This is a genomic window from Streptomyces sp. R302 (assembly GCF_012927245.1).
Taxonomy (GTDB): domain Bacteria; phylum Actinomycetota; class Actinomycetes; order Streptomycetales; family Streptomycetaceae; genus Streptomyces.
Genome location: NZ_JABBGE010000007.1, coordinates 227,931 through 249,402, shown reverse-complemented (window position 1 = coordinate 249,402; position 21,472 = coordinate 227,931). Strand labels below are relative to the sequence as shown.

General features: G+C 73.9%; 20 protein-coding genes. 11 read left to right on the top strand and 9 right to left on the bottom strand.

Going from position 1 to position 21,472, the window contains the following annotated elements:
• The first annotated feature begins 65 nt into the window (after positions 1-65).
• Positions 66-572, top strand: a complete 507-nt coding sequence (locus HHL19_RS22910; protein WP_169092174.1) for a GNAT family N-acetyltransferase — start codon at positions 66-68, stop codon at positions 570-572.
• On the opposite strand, the gene HHL19_RS22905 is transcribed toward HHL19_RS22910, so the two are convergent.
• A complete protein-coding gene (locus tag HHL19_RS22905; protein WP_169092173.1) occupies positions 553-1,059 on the bottom strand; it encodes a hypothetical protein in 507 nt (168 codons plus the stop codon). The two genes, HHL19_RS22910 and HHL19_RS22905, sit on opposite strands and share 20 nt — an antisense overlap.
• Positions 1,060-1,205: 146 nt before the next feature.
• Here HHL19_RS22905 and HHL19_RS22900 point away from each other — a divergent pair, with 146 nt between their 5' ends.
• The gene (locus HHL19_RS22900; RefSeq protein ID WP_169092172.1) at positions 1,206-1,922 is read left to right on the top strand and encodes a MerR family transcriptional regulator; all 717 of its coding nucleotides are present in this window, start codon (positions 1,206-1,208) and stop codon (positions 1,920-1,922) included.
• Between the two features lie 89 nt (positions 1,923-2,011).
• Positions 2,012-2,665 carry a hypothetical protein gene (locus HHL19_RS22895; protein WP_169092417.1) on the top strand — a complete coding sequence of 218 codons (654 nt, stop codon included), beginning with the start codon at positions 2,012-2,014 and terminating at the stop codon, positions 2,663-2,665.
• An 82-nt stretch (positions 2,666-2,747) separates the two neighbouring features.
• On the opposite strand, the gene HHL19_RS22890 is transcribed toward HHL19_RS22895, so the two are convergent.
• Positions 2,748-3,482, bottom strand: coding sequence for an SOS response-associated peptidase (locus HHL19_RS22890; protein ID WP_169092171.1), 735 nt, complete (start codon positions 3,480-3,482; stop codon positions 2,748-2,750).
• A 108-nt stretch (positions 3,483-3,590) separates the two neighbouring features.
• Between HHL19_RS22890 and HHL19_RS22885 the strand changes: the two genes are divergently transcribed.
• The 3 genes from HHL19_RS22885 to HHL19_RS22875 all read left to right on the top strand — a co-directional run bounded on the left by HHL19_RS22885 (position 3,591) and on the right by HHL19_RS22875 (position 6,276).
• Positions 3,591-4,259: a hypothetical protein gene (locus HHL19_RS22885; RefSeq protein WP_169092170.1), complete on the top strand. Its 669-nt coding sequence runs from the start codon at positions 3,591-3,593 to the stop codon at positions 4,257-4,259.
• A gap of 344 nt (positions 4,260-4,603) precedes the next feature.
• Complete coding sequence (locus HHL19_RS37610) at positions 4,604-4,804, top strand: hypothetical protein (RefSeq protein WP_240981810.1); 201 nt, start codon at positions 4,604-4,606, stop codon at positions 4,802-4,804.
• Positions 4,805-5,013: 209 nt separating this feature from the next.
• Positions 5,014-6,276, top strand: a complete 1,263-nt coding sequence (locus HHL19_RS22875) for a serine hydrolase domain-containing protein (protein ID WP_169092169.1) — start codon at positions 5,014-5,016, stop codon at positions 6,274-6,276.
• Here the strand turns inward: HHL19_RS22875 and HHL19_RS22870 are convergent.
• The gene (locus tag HHL19_RS22870; protein ID WP_169092416.1) at positions 6,266-7,405 is read right to left on the bottom strand and encodes a lytic polysaccharide monooxygenase; all 1,140 of its coding nucleotides are present in this window, start codon (positions 7,403-7,405) and stop codon (positions 6,266-6,268) included. The two genes, HHL19_RS22875 and HHL19_RS22870, sit on opposite strands and share 11 nt — an antisense overlap.
• A 58-nt stretch (positions 7,406-7,463) precedes the next feature.
• Positions 7,464-8,600, bottom strand: coding sequence for a cellulose binding domain-containing protein (locus HHL19_RS22865; RefSeq protein WP_346768379.1), 1,137 nt, complete (start codon positions 8,598-8,600; stop codon positions 7,464-7,466).
• Between the two features lie 255 nt (positions 8,601-8,855).
• Here HHL19_RS22865 and HHL19_RS22860 point away from each other — a divergent pair, with 255 nt between their 5' ends.
• Both HHL19_RS22860 and HHL19_RS22855 read left to right on the top strand, forming a co-directional pair.
• Positions 8,856-10,076: a glycosyltransferase gene (locus HHL19_RS22860; RefSeq protein WP_346768378.1), complete on the top strand. Its 1,221-nt coding sequence runs from the start codon at positions 8,856-8,858 to the stop codon at positions 10,074-10,076.
• Positions 10,077-10,236: 160 nt separating this feature from the next.
• Positions 10,237-11,640, top strand: coding sequence for a DUF5685 family protein (locus tag HHL19_RS22855; RefSeq protein WP_169092167.1), 1,404 nt, complete (start codon positions 10,237-10,239; stop codon positions 11,638-11,640).
• Between the two features lie 54 nt (positions 11,641-11,694).
• Here HHL19_RS22855 and HHL19_RS22850 read toward each other — a convergent pair whose 3' ends face one another.
• Positions 11,695-13,203: a DUF4246 domain-containing protein gene (locus HHL19_RS22850; RefSeq protein ID WP_169092166.1), complete on the bottom strand. Its 1,509-nt coding sequence runs from the start codon at positions 13,201-13,203 to the stop codon at positions 11,695-11,697.
• A gap of 191 nt (positions 13,204-13,394) precedes the next feature.
• Here HHL19_RS22850 and fabG point away from each other — a divergent pair, with 191 nt between their 5' ends.
• Positions 13,395-14,192, top strand: a complete 798-nt coding sequence (fabG, locus tag HHL19_RS22845) for a 3-oxoacyl-ACP reductase FabG (RefSeq protein ID WP_169092165.1) — start codon at positions 13,395-13,397, stop codon at positions 14,190-14,192.
• Between the two features lie 21 nt (positions 14,193-14,213).
• Here fabG and HHL19_RS22840 read toward each other — a convergent pair whose 3' ends face one another.
• The 4 genes from HHL19_RS22840 to HHL19_RS22825 all read right to left on the bottom strand — a co-directional run bounded on the left by HHL19_RS22840 (position 14,214) and on the right by HHL19_RS22825 (position 18,712).
• A complete protein-coding gene (locus tag HHL19_RS22840; protein WP_169092164.1) occupies positions 14,214-15,089 on the bottom strand; it encodes an aldo/keto reductase in 876 nt (291 codons plus the stop codon).
• 17 nt (positions 15,090-15,106) lie between these two features.
• Complete coding sequence (locus tag HHL19_RS22835) at positions 15,107-16,321, bottom strand: MFS transporter (RefSeq protein WP_169092163.1); 1,215 nt, start codon at positions 16,319-16,321, stop codon at positions 15,107-15,109.
• 205 nt (positions 16,322-16,526) lie between these two features.
• Entirely contained in the window at positions 16,527-18,116 is a 1,590-nt protein-coding gene (locus HHL19_RS22830; RefSeq protein ID WP_169092162.1) for a glycerol-3-phosphate dehydrogenase/oxidase, read from the bottom strand.
• Positions 18,113-18,712, bottom strand: coding sequence for a TetR/AcrR family transcriptional regulator (locus tag HHL19_RS22825; RefSeq protein ID WP_169092161.1), 600 nt, complete (start codon positions 18,710-18,712; stop codon positions 18,113-18,115). Before HHL19_RS22825 ends, HHL19_RS22830 begins: the two co-directional genes overlap by 4 nt.
• Before the next feature lie 74 nt (positions 18,713-18,786).
• On the opposite strand from HHL19_RS22825, the gene HHL19_RS22820 reads away from it, so the two are divergent.
• Positions 18,787-20,382 carry an FAD-binding oxidoreductase gene (locus HHL19_RS22820; protein ID WP_169092160.1) on the top strand — a complete coding sequence of 532 codons (1,596 nt, stop codon included), beginning with the start codon at positions 18,787-18,789 and terminating at the stop codon, positions 20,380-20,382.
• A 73-nt stretch (positions 20,383-20,455) separates the two neighbouring features.
• The gene (locus HHL19_RS22815) at positions 20,456-21,337 is read left to right on the top strand and encodes a YegS/Rv2252/BmrU family lipid kinase (protein WP_169092159.1); all 882 of its coding nucleotides are present in this window, start codon (positions 20,456-20,458) and stop codon (positions 21,335-21,337) included.
• Positions 21,338-21,472: the final 135 nt, after the last annotated feature.

The window sequence follows — 21,472 nt, the reverse complement described above, 5'->3', positions numbered from 1 at the left end:
GCCCCAGCCCCTCCCTCGACGGAAACGATCACCGCGAGCGTAGACGCATGGGGCAGAGTGGGGGCATGGATGGCTACGAGACGATGGCGTTTCATCTGGAGACCGAGCGGCTGGTGCTGCGCCCGTGGGCCGAGTCGGACGCCGACGCGTTCCGCGCTCTGCTCGACGAACGCGGCAAGGGGACGTTCACCGTCGAGCGCGCCCGGGCCGGGATCGTGAAGCTGCTCGCCGACGCGGAGGCCACGGGGTTCGCCCTGCTGCCGATCCAGCGGCGCGAGGAGGGGGACTTCATCGGCTACTGCGGGCTGATCGTCGGGCGGGCCTCCGCGGACGAGCCGGAGATCGCGTACGAGCTGTTCCGGCACGCGCACGGCAAGGGGTACGCCACGGAGGCGGCCCGCGCGGTGCTCGACGCGGCGGTCGCCACCGGGCGGAAGCGGCTCTGGTCGACCGTCGGCTCGTGGAACGGCCCGTCCCTCCGCGTCCTGGAGAAGCTCGGCTTCGAGCGGGACCACGTCTCCCTGGAAGAGGGCGCCGGCGAGGTGGTCTGGCTCACGCGCTCCCTGCCGTGACGCGGACACGGCGCGCGCCCCGGGGGACGTACGCCGCCCAGAGCGCCAGCGCGATGAAGAGCACCTGCTCCGGGATCCTGAACCACAGCGGCGTCGCCGGCTCGCCGTTGAAGCCGATGTCGGCGACGGCCGCGTGGATGTTGGCCGGGAGCATCGCGACGAACAGCACGGCGAGGCCGACGCCGGCGGCCGGACGGGTCGCCTCCCGGACGAGGCCCGCCGCGCCGGCGAGCTCCAGGACGCCGGTCGCGTACACCGCGAAGCGGGGGAACGGCACGAACGACGGGACCATCGCGACCAGGTCCTGATGGCCGGGCATCGGGCCGAGAGCCGACGGGGCGAAGTGCGCGCTCGCCGTGAGGACCAGCATCACCGCGAGGCCGTGCAGAGCGGAGACCCGCCAGGTCGCGAACCGTCCGACGCCCAGCGCGCCGAGCAGTCGGAACAGCAGGGTGGGGACGGCGAGGAGCATGAGGGTGCCGAACATGGGAGGGGTCCTTCCGGTGGAGGGCGGAGGGTGGAGGGTGTTCGGGCGGAGCTCGGTGCGTGCGCGGTCGGTGCGGGTCGTGGCGCCGCCACCGTCGCAGAGTAGATAATAGCGCTATCCATTATCCGTTTCGAGGGGAAGAGTCGATGAAGGTCTCCGAGCTGAGCCGCCGCACCGGCGTGCAAGTACCGCTGATCAAGTACTACTTGCGCGAGGGGATGCTCCCTCCGGGCCGCGCCACCGCCGCCAACCAGGCGGACTACGGCGAGGACCACGTCCGCCGCCTCCGGCTGATCCGCACCCTCATCGGGACACGCGGGCTCTCGGCCGGCGCGACGAAGGAGATCCTCGACGCCATCACCGCCGGCCAGGAGGACCTGCACCAGGTCCTCGGCATCGTGCTGGGCGTCCGTCCCGCGAAGGGCGCGGAGCCGGAACCCGCGCCGGACCCGCACCCGCACCCGCACCCGCACCCGGACCCCGACTCTGACCCGGCCGCCGCCGACTCCGCTCCGGAAGGGCTCGCCGAGGCGCGCGACCTGATCGACGCGATGGGCTGGGACGTGTCCCCCGGCAACCCCGCCACGCGCACCCTCGCCGAGGTCCTCGCCGCCTTCGACCACCTCGGTGCGGGGATCGACGGGCGCACCCTCCTGCCCTACGCCCGCCTCGCCGACGGCATGGCCGAACTCGACCTGCGGCAACTCGACGGCGAGGGCGACCCCCTGGCCCAGGCGGAGCGGGCCGTACTCGTCACCGTCCTCCTGGAACCGGCCCTGCTCGCGCTGCGGCGCCTGGCCCAGGAGGACAAGTCCTCCCGCCTCTTCGGCGGCGCCCACGACGACGGCGCGGACGAGGCGTAGTCCCCGTTCGGACGAGCGCCCTGCCACCACCGCGCCCCCGGCTCGTTGGGCACGGCGTGAACAACATCGACATCCTCCTGCGCGGGCGCATGTGCGCCCTGGTCGCCGTCGGCGCCCTCACGCTGGGCCTCTCGGGCGCGGCCAACGCCGTGGAGGCCGGCCCGGCGGACGGTGCCTGCCCGTCCGAGGCCGAGCTCTTCGCGACCGACAACACGGCGATCATCACGGACCCGGCGGATCCCCGCCTCGACACCCGGCTCGTCCGCTTCGAGCGCGAGGTGCGCGGGATCCTCCGCGCCCACGGGGCGCGGCCCGGCGCCTCCACGCTCCTGGAGGGTGTCTTCTGGTCGTCGGACCTCCAGCGGGCCACGTACGAGCGCTCGCGCGAGTTCGACGTCGACCGGGTCGGCCGCGACGGCCTCCGGCACATCGCCGGCGTCATCGCCAAGCGGTACCACCAGGAGTCGGTGCTCACCTTCCGCTGCCTGCCGAGGACGTCCCCGGAGACGGACGCGGTACGGATCCAGGCCGACGGCGTCACCTCGACCCGGCTGCACGACGCGCTGCTCGCCGATCCCCAGGCCCGCGAGCGGCTCGGCGGCGGCTCGACCACCCTCGACGAGCAGCTGATCCTCGTCGCCCCGCTCGCCGATCTGCCGCTGGCGCAGAAGTTCACCAAGGACCTGGGCGTCGACTGGAACACGGTCGAAGTGTGGTACGGCGACGAGGAATTCGTGAGCTGACGGCAGACTCGTCCGGCTGTCGGCGTCAGCTCCGGCTGTCGGCGCCAGCTCCGGCCGTTCGCGTCAGTTCCGGCCGTCCGGGTCAGCTCGGGGCGTCCAGCAGGTGGGGGCCGTTGTTGCGGACGTTGTTCACGGCGGGGGAGACCGCGCGGGCGTCGAGGTGCCCGTCGGCGGGCTGGGTGAGCAGCGCCCGCAGGTCGGTGGTGTCGTGGTGGTGGGGGTCGAGCCAGGCGTCGTAGTGGTCGGGGGAGAGGGCGAGCGGCATGCGGGGGTGGACGCGCCCGGCCGCGTCGGTGGCCTCGGTGGTGATGATCGTGCACGTGATCAGCCAGGCGGCCGGGTCGTCGTCGGCGGTGACGTCGGGGTCCCGCCAGTACTCGTACAGGCCCGCCATGGCCATCGGCCCGCCGTCGGCGGGGTGGATGAAGTAGGGCTGCTTGCGGGTCCTGCCCGTCGCCTCGTCCTTCACCGGGTCCCATTCGTAGAAACCGTCGGCGGGCAGCAGGCAGCGGTGCTTGGCGAAGGCGCGGCGGTAGGCGGGCTTCTCGTGCACGGTCTCGACCCGCGCGTTGATCATGCGGGCCCCCGCCCCGGGGTCCTTCGACCACGACGGCACCAGCCCCCACCGCAGGGTCCGCAGCTCGCGGCGCACCTCCCCGCCGCCGTCCCGGCCGGCCCGTTCCAGGACGGCGTACACCTGGTCGGTGGGCGCGACGTTCCAGCTGGGCTCCAGCGCCTCCTCCGGCTGCCAGTCGGTCACCTGGAAGAGCCGGGTCAGCTCCTGGGGGCTGCGGGTGGAAGCGTAACGGCCGCACATGCGGCCACTCTGCCACCATGGGCCCACCCTGTGCCGTTCCCGCGCCGCCCGGGGAGTCGATAGTTTGTTCGCTGTCGTGTGAGGTCAGTCGAGAGCGGGTTGTGCGAGATGCGGTACCGATTCACGTCCTACCACCCGGCCGGAGCCGCCGAGGCCGAGGAGGGCGGCGCGGGCGAGGAGGGCGGCGCGGGCGTCACCCGCCTGGGCGGTCGGCCGCACTGGCTGGAGGGGGCGCCCCAGTGGCCGGTCAACCCGTACGACGGCGAACTCGCCGAGTTCATGGGGCAGTTCCGCGTCGAGGACCGGATGGTGTACCTCTTCGCCGTCGGGTTCTCCGGCGAACACGTCACCGTCGTCCAGCCGGGCGGGTGGGTCACCGATTCCTTCGAGACGCGTGCGGCGGTCACCGGGCCGAGCGTCCTGGAGCAGGTCCATCTACTGCGGGTGGACGAGGAGGTCGACCACGCCGAGGTCGAGCGGGCACTGGAGCCGGAGGAGGGGGAGGACGCGTACGAACGGGAGGAACGGCTGGAGGAGCTGTTCGAAGAGAGTCGGAAGGACGCTGACGGAAACATCCGGATGAACCAGCTCGGCGGCGCCGACGTCGCGCCGGTCTGGCTGCAGGGGGACGACCTTCCGGGCGAAGGGTGGCGGCTGGTCGCCCAGTTCGACTCGTACCAGCTTCCCTTCGACGTCAACTTCGGCGACAACGGCGTCGGTTATCTCTTCCTCTCCCCGGACGGCGAGCGCGCCGAGTTCTTCTTCCAGAGCGGCTGAGGCGGCGCGCGACGACCGCGCGCGGGCGGTAGCCGTCGGATCCCTCACTTCCCTTGCCTGCCACGGGCTTTGGAGGATTCCCGCATGAATCCGTATGCCTCCCGGAGACGGCTGTACGGTGACCGCGCCGGAGTGGAACGGGTACCGGGTGGTGACCGGCTCCCGGGTCGACAGGAAGGTGCGGTGTTTCGGGACCAAGGCCGAATCGTTCGTCTTCGCGGCCGCCGTGCCCGAGGTCGACGCGGGCGACCTGGCGGAGTTCACCACCTGGGCCATGGGATACGCGAAGAGTCGGCGGGCGGCATCCCAGGCGCCCGCAACGCGGCCATGCTGCTGCCGCCCTGGTGGGCACGCGCGTCCGTCCCGAGGCGGCCCGGTGGGCCGCGGAGGACGCCCGGATCCTCGGCACGACGCTGATCGGCCGGCCCCTGGCGGTCGAGACCGCACCCGACGGGGCGCGGACGACGATGTACGGGGGCAGGTGCAGTTGGGGAGGCCTGTTCACGCGGCACGTCCTGGAGGAGGCCGCCCTGTACTTCCCCTGAGCCCGGTCATCCCCTGAGCCCGGTCACGCGCGTGCGGCGGATCGTACTCCTCCGATCGGCCCAGGACCCGGAGCTGCCGGAGCCTCCCGGCGGGGGGTTCCGCACGGCCGGGTGGCGCAGCCCCGGCCGCCGGTCGTGGAGCCGTGTGCCGAAGCTGGACGGGCCGGTGCGCCGCTCCCGGCCGCGCCGGCCCGCCCAGGAGGTCCCGCATGCCCCGATCAGCCCCCGCCCGCCGCCCGTACCGCCCGTACCGCCCGCGCCGGGTGGCCGTCGCCGCGCTGCTCCTCGCCGCCGCGCTGACCGCGCCCGCCCTTCCGTACGCGACGGCCGGCGAGCGCCCGGCCGCGGGGGCGCGCGGGGGCGGAGGCGGCAGCGGCGGAGGTGAGAGCGGCGAGGAGCGGGAGCTGCGCCGCGCCCTCGCCGAGCTCGTCGCCGCCCCCGGCGGACCGCCCGGCGCGATCGCCGTCCTCACCCGCGACGGCGACCGCCGCGTCTACCGCGCCGGAACCGCCCGGCTCGGCAGCGGTACGGCGAAGTCCGGGACCGGCGGCGGCACCCGGCCGCCCCGCGCGGACGACCACATGCGGATCGCGAGCGCCGCCAAGGCGTTCAGCGGAGCCGTCGCCCTCGGCCTCGTCGACCGCGACGCGCTCGCCCTCGACGACACCCTGGGGAAGCGGCTGCCGCACCTGCCGAAGGCCTGGCACGCCGTCACCCTGCGCCAGCTCCTCCAGCACACCAGCGGCCTGCCCGACTTCAGCCGCAGCGCGCGGTTCCAGGCGATCGTCCGCGCCGACCCGCGTCACCGCTTCGACTCCCGGCGCCTCCTCGAATTCGTCGCGGGCGAGAGCCTCGCCTTCCCGCCCGGCAGCCGCTACGCCTACTCCAACTCGGACAACATCGCCGTCGCCCTGATGGCCGAACAGGCCACCGGACGGCGCTACGAGGACCTGCTGCGGGAGCTGGTGTACCGCCCGCTCGACCTCCGCGACACCAGCCTCCCCTCCGGGTTCCGGCTGCCCCGCCCCTTCCTCCACGGCTACGACACGACCCCCGGCGAACCGCCCGAGGACGTCAGCGAGGCGATCAGCGCCTCCGGCGCGTGGGCCTCGGGCGGGATCGTGTCCACCCCTGCCGACCTGAACACCTTCATCGGCGGTTACGCCGGGCCCGGCCTGCTGTCGCCGGGCACCCGCCACGCGCAGCGGCGGTTCGTGCCCGGCGAGTCCCAGCCCGCCGGCCCCGGCGTCAACGCCGCCGGGCTCGCCCTCTTCCGGTACGAGACCCGCTGCGGCACCGTCTTCGGCCACACCGGGAACACCCCCGGCTACACCCAGTTCGCCGCCGCCACCCGCGACGGCCGGCGCGCCGTCACGGTCTCCGTCAGCAGCCAGGTGCCGCTCGACCCGGCGCTCCTCGCCCGCCTGCGGGCGACGGAGGAGCGTTTCGTCTGCGCCCTGCTCACGGCGTGACGCAGATGATGGATCCGACCGGGTGGTCGTTCCCGGCCGAGGTCGCGGTGAAGCCGAAGGTGACGCTGCCGTCCGGCGGGACGGTCCGGTTGTAGTCGACGTTCCCGACGGTGACCGTGCCGTCGGTCCCGCTGGTCAGGGCGCCGTTCCACAGGTTGCTGATCCGGGTGCCGGCGCCCGGCGTCCAGCGCACCGCCCAGCCGTCGCGGGCCGTCGTGGCGTGGTTCATCACCTCGACGGAAGCCTGGAAGCCGCCGGTCCAGGCGTTGACGACGGTGTAGACGGCCATGCAGCCGGTGTGCGGGTCGGTCGGAGTCGGCGTAGGCGTCGGCTCCGTGGGGGGCGGCTCCGTGGGGGTCGGGGTCGGCTCCGTGGGAGTAGGAGTGGGGGTGGGGGTGGGGGTGCTGCCCGAGCCGCGGATGCCCGTCACCTCGCCGTTGCCGCCGTCGAAGACGATGTCGGAGCAGGAGAAGAAGTTCTCCTGGCTGTCCGAGCGGACCCACTGGATGAAGAGCACCGCGTCACCCGAGCGTCCCGAGGGGAGCGCGAGGTCCCAGTAGTAGTGTCCGCCGTCGGTGCCCGGGGAGCCCGTCTGCGGCGGGTCGGTGACGGTCTGGATCAACTCCAGGTCGTCCCAGCCGAGTTCGGTCGTGGGGGAGTAGCCCGGCTTGGAGAGGTACACCCGGAAGGAGCCCGGGTGGGCGGCCCAGTTGCTGTGCTTGACCTGGATCGTCCGCCCGGAGGTCAGATGCGTGCGGGGCCAGTCGGAGCGGGCCGCGTTGTAGCCGGTGAAGTCGTACGGCGAGCGGTCGCCGGCGCTGCACAGCGTGCCGTCCGGGACGTAACCGGCGCTGCGTCCGCCCGCGTGGGAGTCGAGGACGGCGAACCAGTTGTACAGCGAGTTCGGTCCGCTCTCGGCGAGCGCCGCCTTGCAGGCGGGGTTGGTCGGGTCGAGGCTGCCCGTGCTGGTCTTGGCGTCCACCCAGCAGAGGTACGTACGTGATCCGGGCGTCATCGTGACGCCGTGCGCCTGCGCGCTGCCCTGGCCCAGCAGCGTCAGGCCGATTCCGGCGAGCAGGGTCGCGAGCACCGCCGCGAGGGAGGCGACTCTCTTCTTGCGTCCAGCCATCTTCTTGCGTCCAGCCATCGTGTCTCCTGTACGTGTGTGGGGAGGCTCGCGCCTCGGGTCACGAGCAGGGCACCCCGCCGAGGGTGAAGCCGGACGGCGGGGCGAACGTGCCGCTGTACGTCCCCTGGAAGCCGAAGGACTGGCTGCCCCCGGCCGGGATCCGTGCGTTGTGGGCGAGGGCGGTCGCCGTCACCGCGCCCGAGGACGGGGAGACGGCGGCGTTCCAGGACTGGGTGATCCGAAGACCGGCGGGGAGGGTGAAGGCCAGCCTCCAGGGCTCGACGGCCGTCGGACCGGTGTTGGCGACGGTGACGTCGGCGGTGAACCCGCCGGCCCAGACGTTCGGCGTGAACGTCACCCGGCAGGCGGCCGTGGGGCCCGGCTCACCGGGCCCGGGCTCCTCCGGTTCGGTGGGCGGGGTGCCGAGGTTGACCGTCGAGGAGAAGGAGTTCACGGCGAGCCCGGCGCCGTTCTGCCAGGGTTCGAAGCCGGCCTGGACGCTGGTCAGGTACCAGTCGTTCCGGGCCATGCCCCGGGAGACGGTCTCCCGGACGAAGTCCATGACGTCGAAGTTCCACTCCGCGAGGGCGGACGGGGCGACGAAGGAGATGACGTCGTTGGAGCCGTTGCCGCCCGTCCACACCTGCCACGACCGGCCGCCGACGGTCGCGGTGCCGACCGGCGAGCCGATCGGCTGGACGGGGCCGGTCCTGTGGAACCAGATCATGATCTCGGTCCGGTTGACCCCGTCGGTCCGGGGCATCGGGTCCAGCCAGATGTCGTACGAGGCGTTGTAGACGGCGTCGCCGACGAAGCCGTACGAGACGGCGCTCGGGGCGGCGGCGATGCCGTCGACGCGCGCGGGCAGGGCGGTGCCGGGCGAACAGCGCGTGTAGTGACAGCCGTTGAAGAGCGACGGGTACGCCTTCGGCGGGCCGTCGGTCGGCACGGAGCCGTCGGCGCGGGTCAGCCGGAAGCCCGTGTCGGTGGCGGTGACGCACTGGGGCGCGGCGGTGCCCCAGCGGTTGTTCTGGACGAGGTACCGGCCCTGGACGGTGGCCGTGCCGTACTGCTCGCAGATCAGGGTGTCGGCCGTGGCCGCCGGCGCGGTGCCCACGAGCATCGCCACCACGGTGGCGAAGGTGAGGAGCAGCGCACCGAGCGCGGCACGGAGAGGGTGGGGGGACGCTCGCACGGGGGACCTCCTGGGGAGGGGAACCTGGCAGGGGGCGTACGGACCGCAGGGGAGCATATCCAGGACGTGCGGGTTTCATATGATGTTTGGGAGCGCTCCCACGCGACGGTGCTGGACGCACTGTAGGAGCTGGCGCCGTACCTGACAACCCGTCGGACGAGAAGCGGAAACGCGATCTCGCGGGCCTCGGAGGGCCGGTCCGATCCGGTGCGCGCCGTGCTCGTGCGGGGTGCGTCGGTGGGGCAGACTGGCGGTGTGCGCATCGTGATGATGACGGCGGGGTCGCGGGGCGACGTCTCGCCGTATACGGGTCTGGGCGCTGGTCTCGTGCGGGCCGGGCACGAGGTGACGCTCGCCGCGCACGCGGTGTTCGAGCCGCTGGTGGCGGGGTCGGGGGTGCGGTTCCGGCCGCTGCCGGTGGACCCCCGGGCCGAGCTGCACTCCGCGCGGGGCAGGCGGCTGCACGACGCGAGGACCGGCGCGGGGAAGCTCGTACGCCTCGCGTCCATGGCTCGCGGAGCGGTCGACGCGATGACGGCCGCCCTGGTGGACGTGGCCCGGGAGGGCGAGGTCCTGCTGGTCGGCGGGGCGCTGGGTCCGCTCGGGTACGCCATCGCCGAGGGCCTGGACGTGCCCGCCGTGGGGCTGCACCTCCAGCCGCTGCACCCGACGGCGGAGTTCCCCGCCCCCGTCCTCGGCACCCGCTCCCTGGGTGCGGTGGGGAACCGGCTGAGCGGACGGGCCGTCATGACGTCGGTGGAGCTGATGTTCCACGACGCCGTACGGTCGCTGCCCCGGCGGTACGGACTTCCGAGGGCGGGCGGACGGTCACCGGCGTGGCCCGTGCTGCACGGCTACAGCGAGCTCGTCGTCCCCCGGCCCCGGGACTGGGCCGCCGGCCTCGAAGTCTCCGGATACTGGTGGCCGCACGAGACCGGGCGGCTGCCCCGCGAACTGGAGGACTTCCTCGCCGCCGGGCCCCCGCCGGTCTTCGTCGGGCTTGGCAGCGCCACCGTGCCCGACCCCGAGCGGGTGAGCGGCGAGATCGTCGCGGCGCTGCGCGCGGCGAAGGTGCGCGGGGTCGTACAGAAGGGGTGGGCCGGGCTGGCCGCCCGGGGCGACGACATCCTGACCGTCGACGAGGTGCCGCACTCCCTGCTGTTCCCGCGCACGGCCGCCGTCGTCCACCACGCGGGCGCGGGCACGACCGGCGCCGTCCTGCGGGCCGGGGTGCCGACCGTGCCGGTGCCGGTCCAGTTCGACGCGGCCTTCTGGGCGTCCCGCCTGACCGCCCTGGGCACCGCCCCCGGGGCCGTACCGCTGCGCCGCCTCACCGCAGGGAACCTGACGGTGGCCCTGCGCAGGGCCACCGGGGACGCCTCCCACCGTGCCCGCGCCCGCGCCCTGGCCGACCGCCTGGCCACGGAGGACGGCGTGGCGCCGGTCCTCGCGGCACTGGACCGACTGGGCCGCTGACCGGCTGACCCGTTGACCGACTGACCCGCTGACCTGCTGGGCGGCTGACGGGCCGCTGACTCGCCGCGGGCGTTCCCCGGAAAGGGACCCTCTAGGATCCCCGTGAGCCGTTCGACGCGAGGTGTCCGGGCGGCGTCGTTCCCACGGGGGGAGAGCTTCGTTGTTCGGAATCATCAGGCCGTGCCGTCATCGGCTGGGCGAGGGCCTGCGTACGGAGTGGATGGCGCACCTGTGCGGGCTGTGCCTGGCGCTGCGCGGCGAGTACGGGCAGTTCGCGCGGGTGGCGACCAACTACGACGGGCTGATCGTCTCGGTGCTGACCGAGGCGCAGTCGGAGCGCAGCGGGGACTGGCGGCGGGCCGCCGGCCCGTGCCCGCTGCGCGGCATGCGGTCGGCGGACGTGGCGCAGGGCGAGGGCGCGCGACTCGCGGCGACGGTGTCGCTGGTGCTCGCCGCGGCGAAGATACGCGACCACGTCGCCGACGGCGACGGCCTGGTGGCGCGTCGCCCGGTGGCGCTGGCCGCTCGCCGGATCGCCCGGGGCTGGGACCGCGCGGGCGCGGCGGGCGGCGAACGGCTCGGCTTCGACACGGCGGTGCTGGTCGAGGCGGTCGACCGTCAGCCGGAGATCGAGCGGGCCACCGGCCCCGGCGGCTCGCTGCTCACGGTGACGGAGCCGACGGAGACGGCGACGGCGGCCGCCTTCGCGTACACCGCGGTCCTCACCGACCGGCCGGGCAACGCCGAACCGCTCGCGGAGGCGGGCCGCCTCTTCGGCCGCCTTGCGCATCTGCTGGACGCGGTGGAGGACCTGGACGCGGACGCGGCCTCCGGCGCGTGGAACCCGATCACCGTGACCGGCGCGGACCGCGCCGAGGTGCGGCGGCTCTGCGACGACGCCGTCCACGGCATCCGACTGGCCCTGGCCGAGGCCGACTTCGTCGACGGACGGCTGGTACGGACCCTGCTCGGCGGCGAGTTGGAACGCGCCGTCGACCGCGCCTTCGACCCCCGGCACCGCCACCACGACCACCAGCACCGGAGCCGGCCGCGGGTGCTCGGCCTGCTGCCCCTGCCGGGACGTCGTACGGAGACGCCGCCGGCGGCGGGTGACGGCCACTCCTGCGGTGTCGGGACGCTCACCGGCACGGCCCCGGAGGGCGGCATGACGGCGGCGAACAGGACGCCGGACGGCGAGTGCCGGCGGTGCCGCCAGTGGCGCCGCCTCTGCCCCGACTGCAGGCTGTGTGACGAGTGCTGCCGCTGCGACGACGACGGCGGCGAGGAGCTGGACGTGCAGTTCGGCGACGGCGGCGGAAGCGGCGGCGGTAGCGGAAGCGGCGGTGGTTCCGGCCGGGACGGCTCCGGCGGTGACGGCTGGTTCGGCGGGCGCGGTGGCGGCGGCAACTCGGGCGGCTCGTCCGGCGGTTCGGGCGGTTCCGGAAGCGGTTCGGGTGGCTCGGGCGGTTCGGGCGGAGGGTCTGGTGGCGGGGGTGGCGGCTGCTGCGGCGACGGCGGTGGCTGCTGCAACCCGTGCAAGTGCTGCGACTGCTGCTGCGACTGAACGAGCCGGGCGCGCGGCCCGGTCCCCCTACGCGGGGGAACCGGGGCCGCGGGCTCAGTGCTCGCAGAGGGAGAACTCCCGCTCGTAGAGCTGCTCGTTGTGCTCGTCGACGAAGAACCTGCGTTCCTTCATGAGCTCTTCGCGGAAGGTCCTGGCCTGCTCCAGCGTCATGGTCGTGGTGGCGGACCACGGCTGCTGCGGCGGCACGTCGGCCGTCGAGACGATCCGCTGCGAGGGGTCGACCAGGAAGAACGCGAGGATCTTGCGGTGCCCCGGGCGGGTGGGGTCCGCGAGGCGGAACGCTTCGACGCGGTGCTGGAGGACGTTCGGGAAGGCGAGGCAGCGGCCCTGCGGTGTCGGAGCCGACCCCAGCACCTGGTTCAGCGCGTCGTCGTTCTCCAGGCCGTAGACCTCGCGCACCCCGGTGTCGTCGCTCTGCTGGTAATCCGGATCGTCGAGCGCCGCCCGGAACCCCAGCTGGCTTTCGGTGATGTTCTCGCTGTCCCAGTAGTAGAGCCCGGTCGAGACGATGCGCTCGTTCACCATCCCCTCGACGTGCCAGGAGCCGCCGGCGTACTCGGGCTTCTCCGGGGGCAGGTGGATGGTGGCGAGCTTGACGATCACCTGGAGGCGCCGACCGCGCAGATCGACCCGGTCGGCCTCGGCGGGCGCCTCGGGCGCGGTGAACTCCGGGGCGTCCGGGACGACCGGGCTGCGGGTCTCGTACCAGGCGTCGTGGGCTTCGACCCACGCGTGGTAGGCCTCCTGGTAGGCCGCGTCGTCGGCATAGGCGGACTTGGACGGAAACTTCGGCTCCGCCTCGTACCACCCGTACGGATCGGCTTCGATGCGCAGCGGCCGGGGATGGCGCAGGTCGGTGAGCACCCGCTCGAACAGCGGACGCATCCGGCCGAACAACTCCGGGAGCACGGCGGCGAGTTCGCGATGGGTCTCGGGGTGGACGTTGTTGACGTACGAGAGGAGGGCGACCGCGCCCTCGTCGTCGACCTCGACGTCCGTGGGCAGCCACTGGAACCGCTCCGAGAACTCGTACGCCGAGTAGCGGTCCGTCGGGTTCCGCCACGCCTCCTCGGGCGCGCCGCTCACCTCCCGCACCAGGCAGAACAGCGAGGGGTGCACGAGGTCGAGCACCTGGCCGTCGGAACCCGGGTGCCAGTCCTTCTCCGCCTCGGGGACCTCCTCCAGTACCCGCACCGCGTCCCGCAGCCGGGACCGGAGCGGCTCGTCGACGAGCGCGTCCGACTGCCACACCCCGTCGACCGCGGACACCTCGGCACCGGTCGCCTCGTCCCGCAGCCCCGCGTAGTGCGCGAGTTCGGCGAGCACGTACGCCACCTGCGCCTCGGTGAGCCCCTGGGCGACCGCCTCACGGGTCCACCGGGCCACGATGTCGGCGTCGTTCCTCTTCTCGAACCACCCCGTTTTCGCCCGGACATGGGCGCTGCACTCCATCATCTCCAGCTCCCGCAAGGTCCGCGGCGGCGTGAACGGCAGCGTACGGGTGGTGTGGAACGGCAGGGGGAAGGCGGTGAAGCCGGTCAATGCTCTGGGTCCTTCGAGTCGGCGTGCGATGGCGGGAAGGATATGCCGGCGGGCGCGCGCCGGGTGACTCGTACGGGTGAGATCCACGCCGCCGGCGCGGCCCGCCCGAAAACGGTCTCACCCGCGCGCGAGCCGGTCGCCTACGGTGAGGCCACGTACGGGCGCGGGACGAGCAGAGAACAGGACGGTCCATGACCAGCACCCCTTGGCGAGAGCGGTCCGTCGTGGTGACGGGAGGGACGCGCGGCATCGGACGGGGCATCGCCGAACTCTTCGCCCGCCGGGGCGCGGCCGTGCTCCTCACCGGCCGGGACGCGGCCGTGGCGCGCGAGGTGGCCGGGGCCGTGGCCCTCGCCACCGGCGGGCGGGTCGCCGGGACCGGCGTGGACCTGCGCGACCCGGCCGCGGTCGAGGAGATGGCGGCCGAGGCGGAACGCCTCCACGGGCACGTCGACGTCCTCTGCGCGAACGCCGGCGTCTTCCCCGAGAAGCCGCTGCGCGAGATGACGGCGGCCGACGTCGACGACGTCCTCGCCGTCAACCTCCGGGGGACGATCCTCGCCGTGCGGGCCTGCCTGCCCGCGATGGAACGCGCGGGGCGCGGCCGCGTCGTCCTCACCTCGTCCATCACCGGACCGACCACCGGCTACACCGGCTGGTCCCACTACGGCGCGAGCAAGGCCGGCCAGCTGGGCTTCCTGCGCGGTGCGGCCCTGGAACTGGCGCCGCTGGGCATCACCGTCAACGCCGTGCTCCCGGGGAACGTCCGTACCGAGGGCCTGGACGCGCTGGGCGAGGGGTACCTGCGGCGGATGGCCGCGTCGATCCCGCTGGGCCGGCTGGGGGAGACCGCCGACATCGCCCACGCCGTCGGCTTCCTCGCCTCGGACGAGGCCGCGTTCATCACCGGCCAGACCCTCACGGTCGACGGCGGCCAGACCGTCCCCGAATCGCTGGACGCCCTCGCCACCGTGACCGACGCGGTCTGACGCCCGCCGGGCGCGCCGGGGTCAGTTCAGCTCGTCGGGGTGCGGCCCTGTGCGCAGGCCGCGGTCGAGACCGGCGATCGCCGCCATCTCCCCGTCCGTCAGGACGAAGTCGAAGACGTCGGCGTTGGCGCGGATCCGGGCCGGGGTGACCGACTTCGGGATGACCACGTTGCCGAGCTGGAGGTGCCAGCGGATGACGACCTGGGCGGGGGACTTGCCGTGGGCGGCGGCGATCGCGGCGATCGCCGGGTCGTCCAGGACCGCGCCCTGCGCCAGCGGGCTCCACGCCTCGGTGGCGATCCCGTGCTCGCCGTGGAAGGCGCGCAGCTCGGACTGCTGGAGCGCGGGGTGCAGTTCGATCTGGTTGACGACCGGGGTCAGCGCGGCGCCGTCGAGGAGTCGGCGCAGGTGCTCGGGCTGGAAGTTGGAGACGCCGGCGGCGCGGATGCGGCCCTCCTCGGCGAGCCGTTCCAGGGCGCGCCAGGAGTCGCGGTAGAGGTCGCGGGCCGGGGTCGGCCAGTGGATCAGGTAGAGGTCGACGTAGTCCAGGCCGAGCCTGGCCAGGCCGGCGTCGAAGGCCCGGAGGGTGGCGTCGTAGCCCTGGTCGGCGTTCCACAGCTTGGTGGTGACGAACAGTTCCTCGCGGGCGATCCCGGAGGCGGCGAGGGCCCGGCCGACACCGGTCTCGTTGCCGTAGACGGCTGCGGTGTCGATGCTGCGGTATCCGGCGTCGAGGGCGGCCGTGACGGCGGCGGTGGTCGCGTCGTCGGCGACCTGGAAGACGCCGAAGCCGAGCTGGGGGATCTCGACGCCGTTGTTCAGCTCGACGGTGGGGACGGCAGGAGTGGTGGGGGTGGTGGGGGTGGTGGGGGTGGTGGGGGTGGTGGACGGTGCCATGGTGACTACGTGCTCTTTCACTTGGTGAGCGCGGTGCGCTCGGCGGAGCGGGCCGGGGTGGCCTGGGCCACGACGGTGCTCGTCCTGGTCGTGCGGCGTTCGAGCGCGGCGGACCAGAGGGCGAGGACGAGGGCGGTGGCGGCGAGGAGGGCGCCGACCCAGTTGGGGGCGGTGTAGCCGAGTCCCGCGGCGATGACGAGTCCGCCGAGCCAGGCGGCGAGCGCGTTGCCGAGGTTGAAGGCGCCGATGTTGACGGCGGAGGCGAGGGTGGGTGCGCCGTGGGCCTGGTCGAGGACGCGCTTCTGTAGCGGCGGGACGGTGGCGAAGCCGAGCGCTCCGACGAGGAAGACGGCGATCGCGGCGAGGATCTTGTCGTGCGCGGCGAGGGTGAACAGGGCGAGGACGACCGCGAGTCCGCCGAGGGTCGCGTACAGCAGCGGCATGAGCGCGCGGTCGGCGTAGCGTCCGCCGAGGAGGTTGCCGAGGAACATGCCGGCGCCGAAGAGGACGAGCAGCCAGGTCACGGCGCCCTCCGAGTACCCGGCGGTCTCGGTCATCATCGGCGCGATGTAAGTGATGGCGGCGAAGACACCGCCGAAGCCGAGGACGGTCATCGCCATGGCGAGGAGGACCTGGGGGTTGCGGAAGGCGGTGAGCTCGCGGTGCAGGTGCGCGCCCTCGGGGCGGGGCATGGCGGGGACGAGGCGGGCGATGCCGGCGAGTCCGACGACGCCGAGGGCGGCGACGACGGCGAAGGTGGTGCGCCAGCCGACGGCCTGTCCGATGAAGGTGCCCAGGGGGACGCCGACGATGTTGGCGACGGTGAGGCCGGTGAACATGGTGGCGATGGCACCGGCCTTCTTGTCGGGGGCGACGAGGCCGGCGGCGACGACGGAGCCGATGCCGAAGAAGGAGCCGTGGGCGAGGGAGGCGACCACGCGCCCGGCGAGCATGACCTCGAAGGTGGGAGCGAGGGCGGAGACGAGGTTCCCGGCCACGAACAGGCCCATCAGCGTCATCAGCATGCGCTTGCGGCTCACCCGGCCGCCGAGCACGGTGAGGAGCGGGGCTCCGATGACGACGCCGAGTGCGTAGCCGGTGACCAGGAGTCCTGCGGTGGGGATGGACACGCCGTAGTCGCCCGCGATCTGGGGCAGGAGTCCCATGATCACGAACTCGGTCGTGCCGATCCCGAAGGCCCCCACGGCGAGGGCGAGGAGAGCGAGCGGCATTGGGGCGAACCCTTCCTTGTTGCTTGAGCGAGCTCCTTGCGTGCTCTCACAATAATTGCAGACGCGCGTTAATGGCAAACGCGGGCAGGTGTCGGTATGAAAGATAGGGCGGCTGCGTGGTGCGGGCGGGCGCAACGAAGAACCCCCGCCCGAGCGTGAGGCTCGGACGGGGGTGGGTGGGGTCTGGCCGGAGGCGGTGCGCCCGTTACGCGCGCTGTCCGGCCGGGGTCGTGCGGGCGAGGGCGTCGCGGGCCGCCTCCTCCGCCAGGGCGCGGTCCTCCGGGACCACGCCGACGCGGGTGCGGCGGTCGAGGAGGTCGGAGGTGTCGAGGGCGCCCTCGTGGCGGACCGCCCACACGAGTTCGGCGCCGGTGACGGGGTGGCCGGGCACGACCGGCTCGGCCAGGGCCGGGTCCTCGATCCCGAGGGCGTGGACGGCCGGGGCCTCGGAGCCGTACCGCTGGACGAGGCGGGGCGGCACGTCCAGTCCGGCGAGGACCGCCGGGCGGGCCGCGCCGACGAGCGGGACGGAGGCGGTGCGGCAGGGTCCGGCGGGCAGGTCGCGGACGGCGACGGCCGCGTCGACGGCGTCCTGGGCCATGCGGCGGTAGGTGGTCAGCTTCCCGCCGACGACGGTCACGACGCCGTCGGGCGAGGTCAGCACGGCGTGCTTGCGCGAGATGTCGGCGGTACGGCCGTCCGGGGCGCGGGTGTCGAGCAGGGGCCGCAGTCCGGCGAAGGCCCCGACCACGTCGGAGCGGCGGACGGTGACGTCGAGGGCGGAGCCGAGGACGTCGAGGAGGAAGCCGATGTCGGTCTCGGGGACCTCCGGCACGTCGGGGACGTCGCCGTCGACGGGTTCGTCGGTGAGGCCGACGTACACGCGTCCGTCGCCCTGCGGCAGCACCAGGACGAAGCGGTTGGTCTCGCCGGGGATCGGGATGTGCAGTCCGGCGGAGAGCCTGCCGAGGGTCTCGGAGCGCAGCACGAGATGGGTGCCGCGCGAGGGCCGGAGCCGTACGTCGTCGACGAGGCCGCCCGCCCAGACGCCGGTCGCGTTGACGACGGTGCGGGCGCGGAGCCGCAGCTCCTCGCCGGTGGTCTCGTCCCGCACCAGCGCGCCGTCGCCGTGCAGTTCCAGGGCCCGGGCGCGGGTGAGGATCCGGGCGCCGTACGCGGCGGCGGTGCGGGCGATCGCGGTCACCAGGCGCGCGTCGTCGGAGAGCTTGCCGTCCCAGGAGAGCAGTCCGCCGCGCAGGCCGACCGGGCGCAGGGCGGGGGCGAGGTGGCGGGTCTCGACGGCGGACAGCGTGCGCGGCTGGGGCAGCGTGCGCCGCGAGGTGCGGGCGCCGACCCGCAGCAGGTCGCCCGCGACGAACCCGGCGCGGGCGAGGGCCGCCTGGCCGCGGCTGACGAGCGGGGTGAGGGGGAGTACGAAGGGCTGGGCGCGGACCAGGTGCGGGGCGGTGCGCTCCATGAGGATGCCGCGCTCGACGGCGCTCTCGTGGGCGACGTCGAGCTGCCCGGACGCGAGGTAGCGCAGTCCGCCGTGGATCAGCTTGGAGCTCCAGCGGGAGGTGCCGAACGCCAGGTCGTGGGCGTCGATCGCGGCGACGCTGAGGCCGCGGGCGGCGGCGTCGAGCGCGGCCCCGGCTCCGGTGGCGCCGAGCCCGACGACGAGGACGTCGACGGTCTCGCCGTCGGCGAGCCGCTCCAGTTCGCGCCGGCGCCGCGTGGCGTCGAGCGAGGAGCCGGGCAGGGCGGTGCCGCCCGGGGGAGTACGCGGGGGGTTCACGGGGCGAGGGTCCTCTCCAGCAGGGTGCGCAGCTCTTCGAGGAAGGCGGCTTCGCGCAGTTCGGGATCGCTCGCGTCGGCCATGGTGCCCAGCGAGAGCGTGAAGGACTGGACGACGAGCAGCAGGGACCGGGCCTGCAGGTCGGGGTGGGCGCGGCGGACGGAACCGTCCTCGTGCCCCTCGTCGAGGGCCGTGAGGAGCAGCCCGAGCAGGGCGTCCTGGCTGGCGCCCCGCCGGTCGAGGACGTACGGCAGCAGCAGCTCGGGGTCGACGTCGAGGATCTTCCGGAACAGCGGATGCGACCGGAACGCGGCGACGCCCGCCACCAGGCCGTCGACGATCCGCTCCCGTTCGGGCCGGTCGTCGTCGACGGGCGGCATGGCGCCGGCGGCGACCGCGATCCACTCGCGGGTCATCAGGTCGCCGACGAGGCTCCGGACGTCGGGCCAGCGCCGGTAGATGGTCATCCGGGACACGCCGGCCCGCCGGGCGACGTCGGTGAGGGTGGTTCGCCGTACGCCGACGGCGAGCACGCAGTCCCGTGCCGCGTCGAGCACGGGATCCGCGTCCGCATGGTTGTGACGAATGGGCGTCATCTGTCACAGTGTAATGCCAGTGCGGGCCGAGCGGCAGCGCCGTCCCTGAAACAGACCGTGAGGAACCTCTCGAAGTGGACATGTTGTGGAGCGGCTGGGGCGACCCGGCCAAGGCGGCGCCCCTGCCCGAATCGGTGACCGGACTGCTGCGGGACCTGCTCGGCGTCACGCCCCGCGAGAGCGGCCCCGCCGCCCTCACCGACATCGAGGTGCCCGCCCCGGCACTCACCGAGGAGGCGAGCGGCGCCCTGCGCGCCGCCGTCGCCGCGCCCGACGGCGTACGCGACGACGCCGAGAGCCGCATCCGGCACACCCGCGGCAAGTCCACCCCCGACCTCCTGCGCATCCGCGCCGGCGAGGTCGACGACCTCCCCGCCGCCGTCGTCCTCCCCGGCAGCCACGACGAGGTCCTCGCCGTCCTCCGCGCCTGCGCGGACCACGGCCTCTCCGCCGTCCCCTTCGGCGGCGGCACCTCCGTCGTCGGCGGCCTCGCGCCCACCACGAAGCGCCCCTTCGTCGCCCTCGACCTGCGGCGCCTCGACCGGCTGCTCGCCCTCGACGAGGTCTCCCGCACCGCCACCCTCCACCCCGGACTGCGCGGCCCGCAGGCCGAGGCGCTGCTCAACGAGCGGGGCTGGACCCTCGGTCACTTCCCCCAGTCCTTCGAATGGGCCTCCATCGGCGGCTTCGCCGCGGCCCGCTCCAGCGGCCAGGCCTCGGCCGGCTACGGCCGCTTCGACGAGATGGTCCTCGGCCTGGAGGTCGCCACGCCCGAGGGCACCCTGTCCACCGGCCGCGCCCCGCGCTCCGCAGCCGGCCCCGACCTGCGCCAGCTGATCCTCGGCTCCGAGGGCGCCCTCGGCGTGATCACCTCGGTGACCGTGCGCGTCCGCCCGCTGCCGCAGAAGCGGATCTACGAAGGCTGGCGCTTCGCCTCCTTCGAGGCCGGCACGGCCGCCCTGCGCCGGCTCGCCCAGGACGGCCCCCGGCCCACAGTGCTGCGGCTCTCCGACGAGTCCGAGACCTTCGTCGGCCTGGCCCAGCCCGACGCCATCGGCGCCACCGCGCTCCCCGAGAACCCCGGCTGCATGGCCATCGTCGGCTTCGAGGGCACCGAGGCCGAGACGGCCGCCCGGCGGGCCGCCGCGCGTGAGGTCCTCCTCGCCTGCGACGGCGAGTTCATCGGCGAGGAGGCGGGCGACAAGTGGGAGCACGGCCGTTACAACGCCCCCTATCTGCGCGACGCGCTCCTCGACGCCGGCGCGTTCGCCGAGACCCTGGAGACGGCCGCCTTCTGGTCCGCGATCCCCGGCCTCTACACGGCCGTACGCGACGCGCTCACCGGCACCCTCACCGCAGCCGGCACCCCGCCGCTCGTCATGTGCCACATCTCGCACACGTACGAGAACGGCGCCTCGCTGTACTTCACGGTCGTCTCCGCGCAGGGCGAGGACGCCGTCGCGCACTGGGCGCCGGTGAAGCGGGCGGCGAACGACGCGATCCTGGCGGCGGGCGGCACCATCAGCCATCATCACGGCGTCGGCACCGACCACCGCGACTGGTACGCCCGCGAGGTCGGCCCGCTCGGCATCCGCATGCTCCAGGCGGTCAAGGCCGAGGTCGACCCGACCGGCGTGCTCAGCCCCGGGGTCCTGATCCCCGTCCGCTGAGCACCGCCCCGCTCGCCCCGCCCCTGCCCGTACCTTCCCGCACCTCTCATCGCGCCGCCCGGAGGCCACTTCCATGCGACAGTTCACCGCCGTCGTCAACCCCACCGCAGGGGGATCCAGCGGCACGGCGAGCCTGATCCCGGTGGCCCGGCTGCTGCGGGAGGCGGGCGCGCGGCTCGACACCGTGTACAGCCGCAGCCTGGAACACGCGCGGGACGTCGCCCGGGAGGCCGGGGAGAAGGGGCACATCGTGCTCGCCGTCGGCGGTGACGGCATGGCCGGCACCGTCGGCGGCGCGCTCAGCGGCACCGACACGGTCTTCGGCCTGGTCCCCGCGGGCCGCGGCAACGACTTCGCCCGCGCCCTCGGCCTCCCCACCGACGCCCCGGGCCTCGCCCGGGTCCTCCTCGAAGGCGAACCCCGGGCCGTCGACACCATCGAGGTGGAGTCGGCCCGGCACGCCGGCGTCCGCGTCCTCGGCAGCGTGTACGCGGGCGTCGACGCCGTGGCCAACCGCCACGCCAACGCCTCCCGGCTCCTGCGCGGCGCGGCCTCCTACTACGCCGGCGGCCTCCGGGCCGTCCTCGCCTGGAAGCCCGCCGCCTACCGGATCACGATCGACGGCATCCGGCACGAACGCACCGGCTACTCCGTCGTCGCGGCCAACTCCGGCTTCTACGGATTCGGCCGCAACATCGCGCCCGGGGCCCGCGTCGACGACGGCCTCCTCGACGTCGTCGTCATCAAGGAGGCGCCCAAGCGGCTCTTCTTCGCCATGATGAACGAGCTCAAGACGGGCGCCCACGTGAACCGCCCCCAGATCGAGATCCTCCGCGGCAAGGAGGTCCGCATCGAAGCCGACCGCCCCCTCCCGTACGGCGCGGACGGCGAGGTCGACGCCACCCTGCCGGTCACCCTCAGGGCGATGCCGGCGGCCCTGCGCGTGCTGGCCTGACCTGACCGAGGCGCGGGACCCGGGTCAACTATGCTTCTGGGCGGCACCCGCGCAGCGGCTAGTGAGGCCCGGGCGGGGACCACGTGACATCGATCATGAAGAACCTGGGGAACCGAGCCACCGCAGCGACGTGTC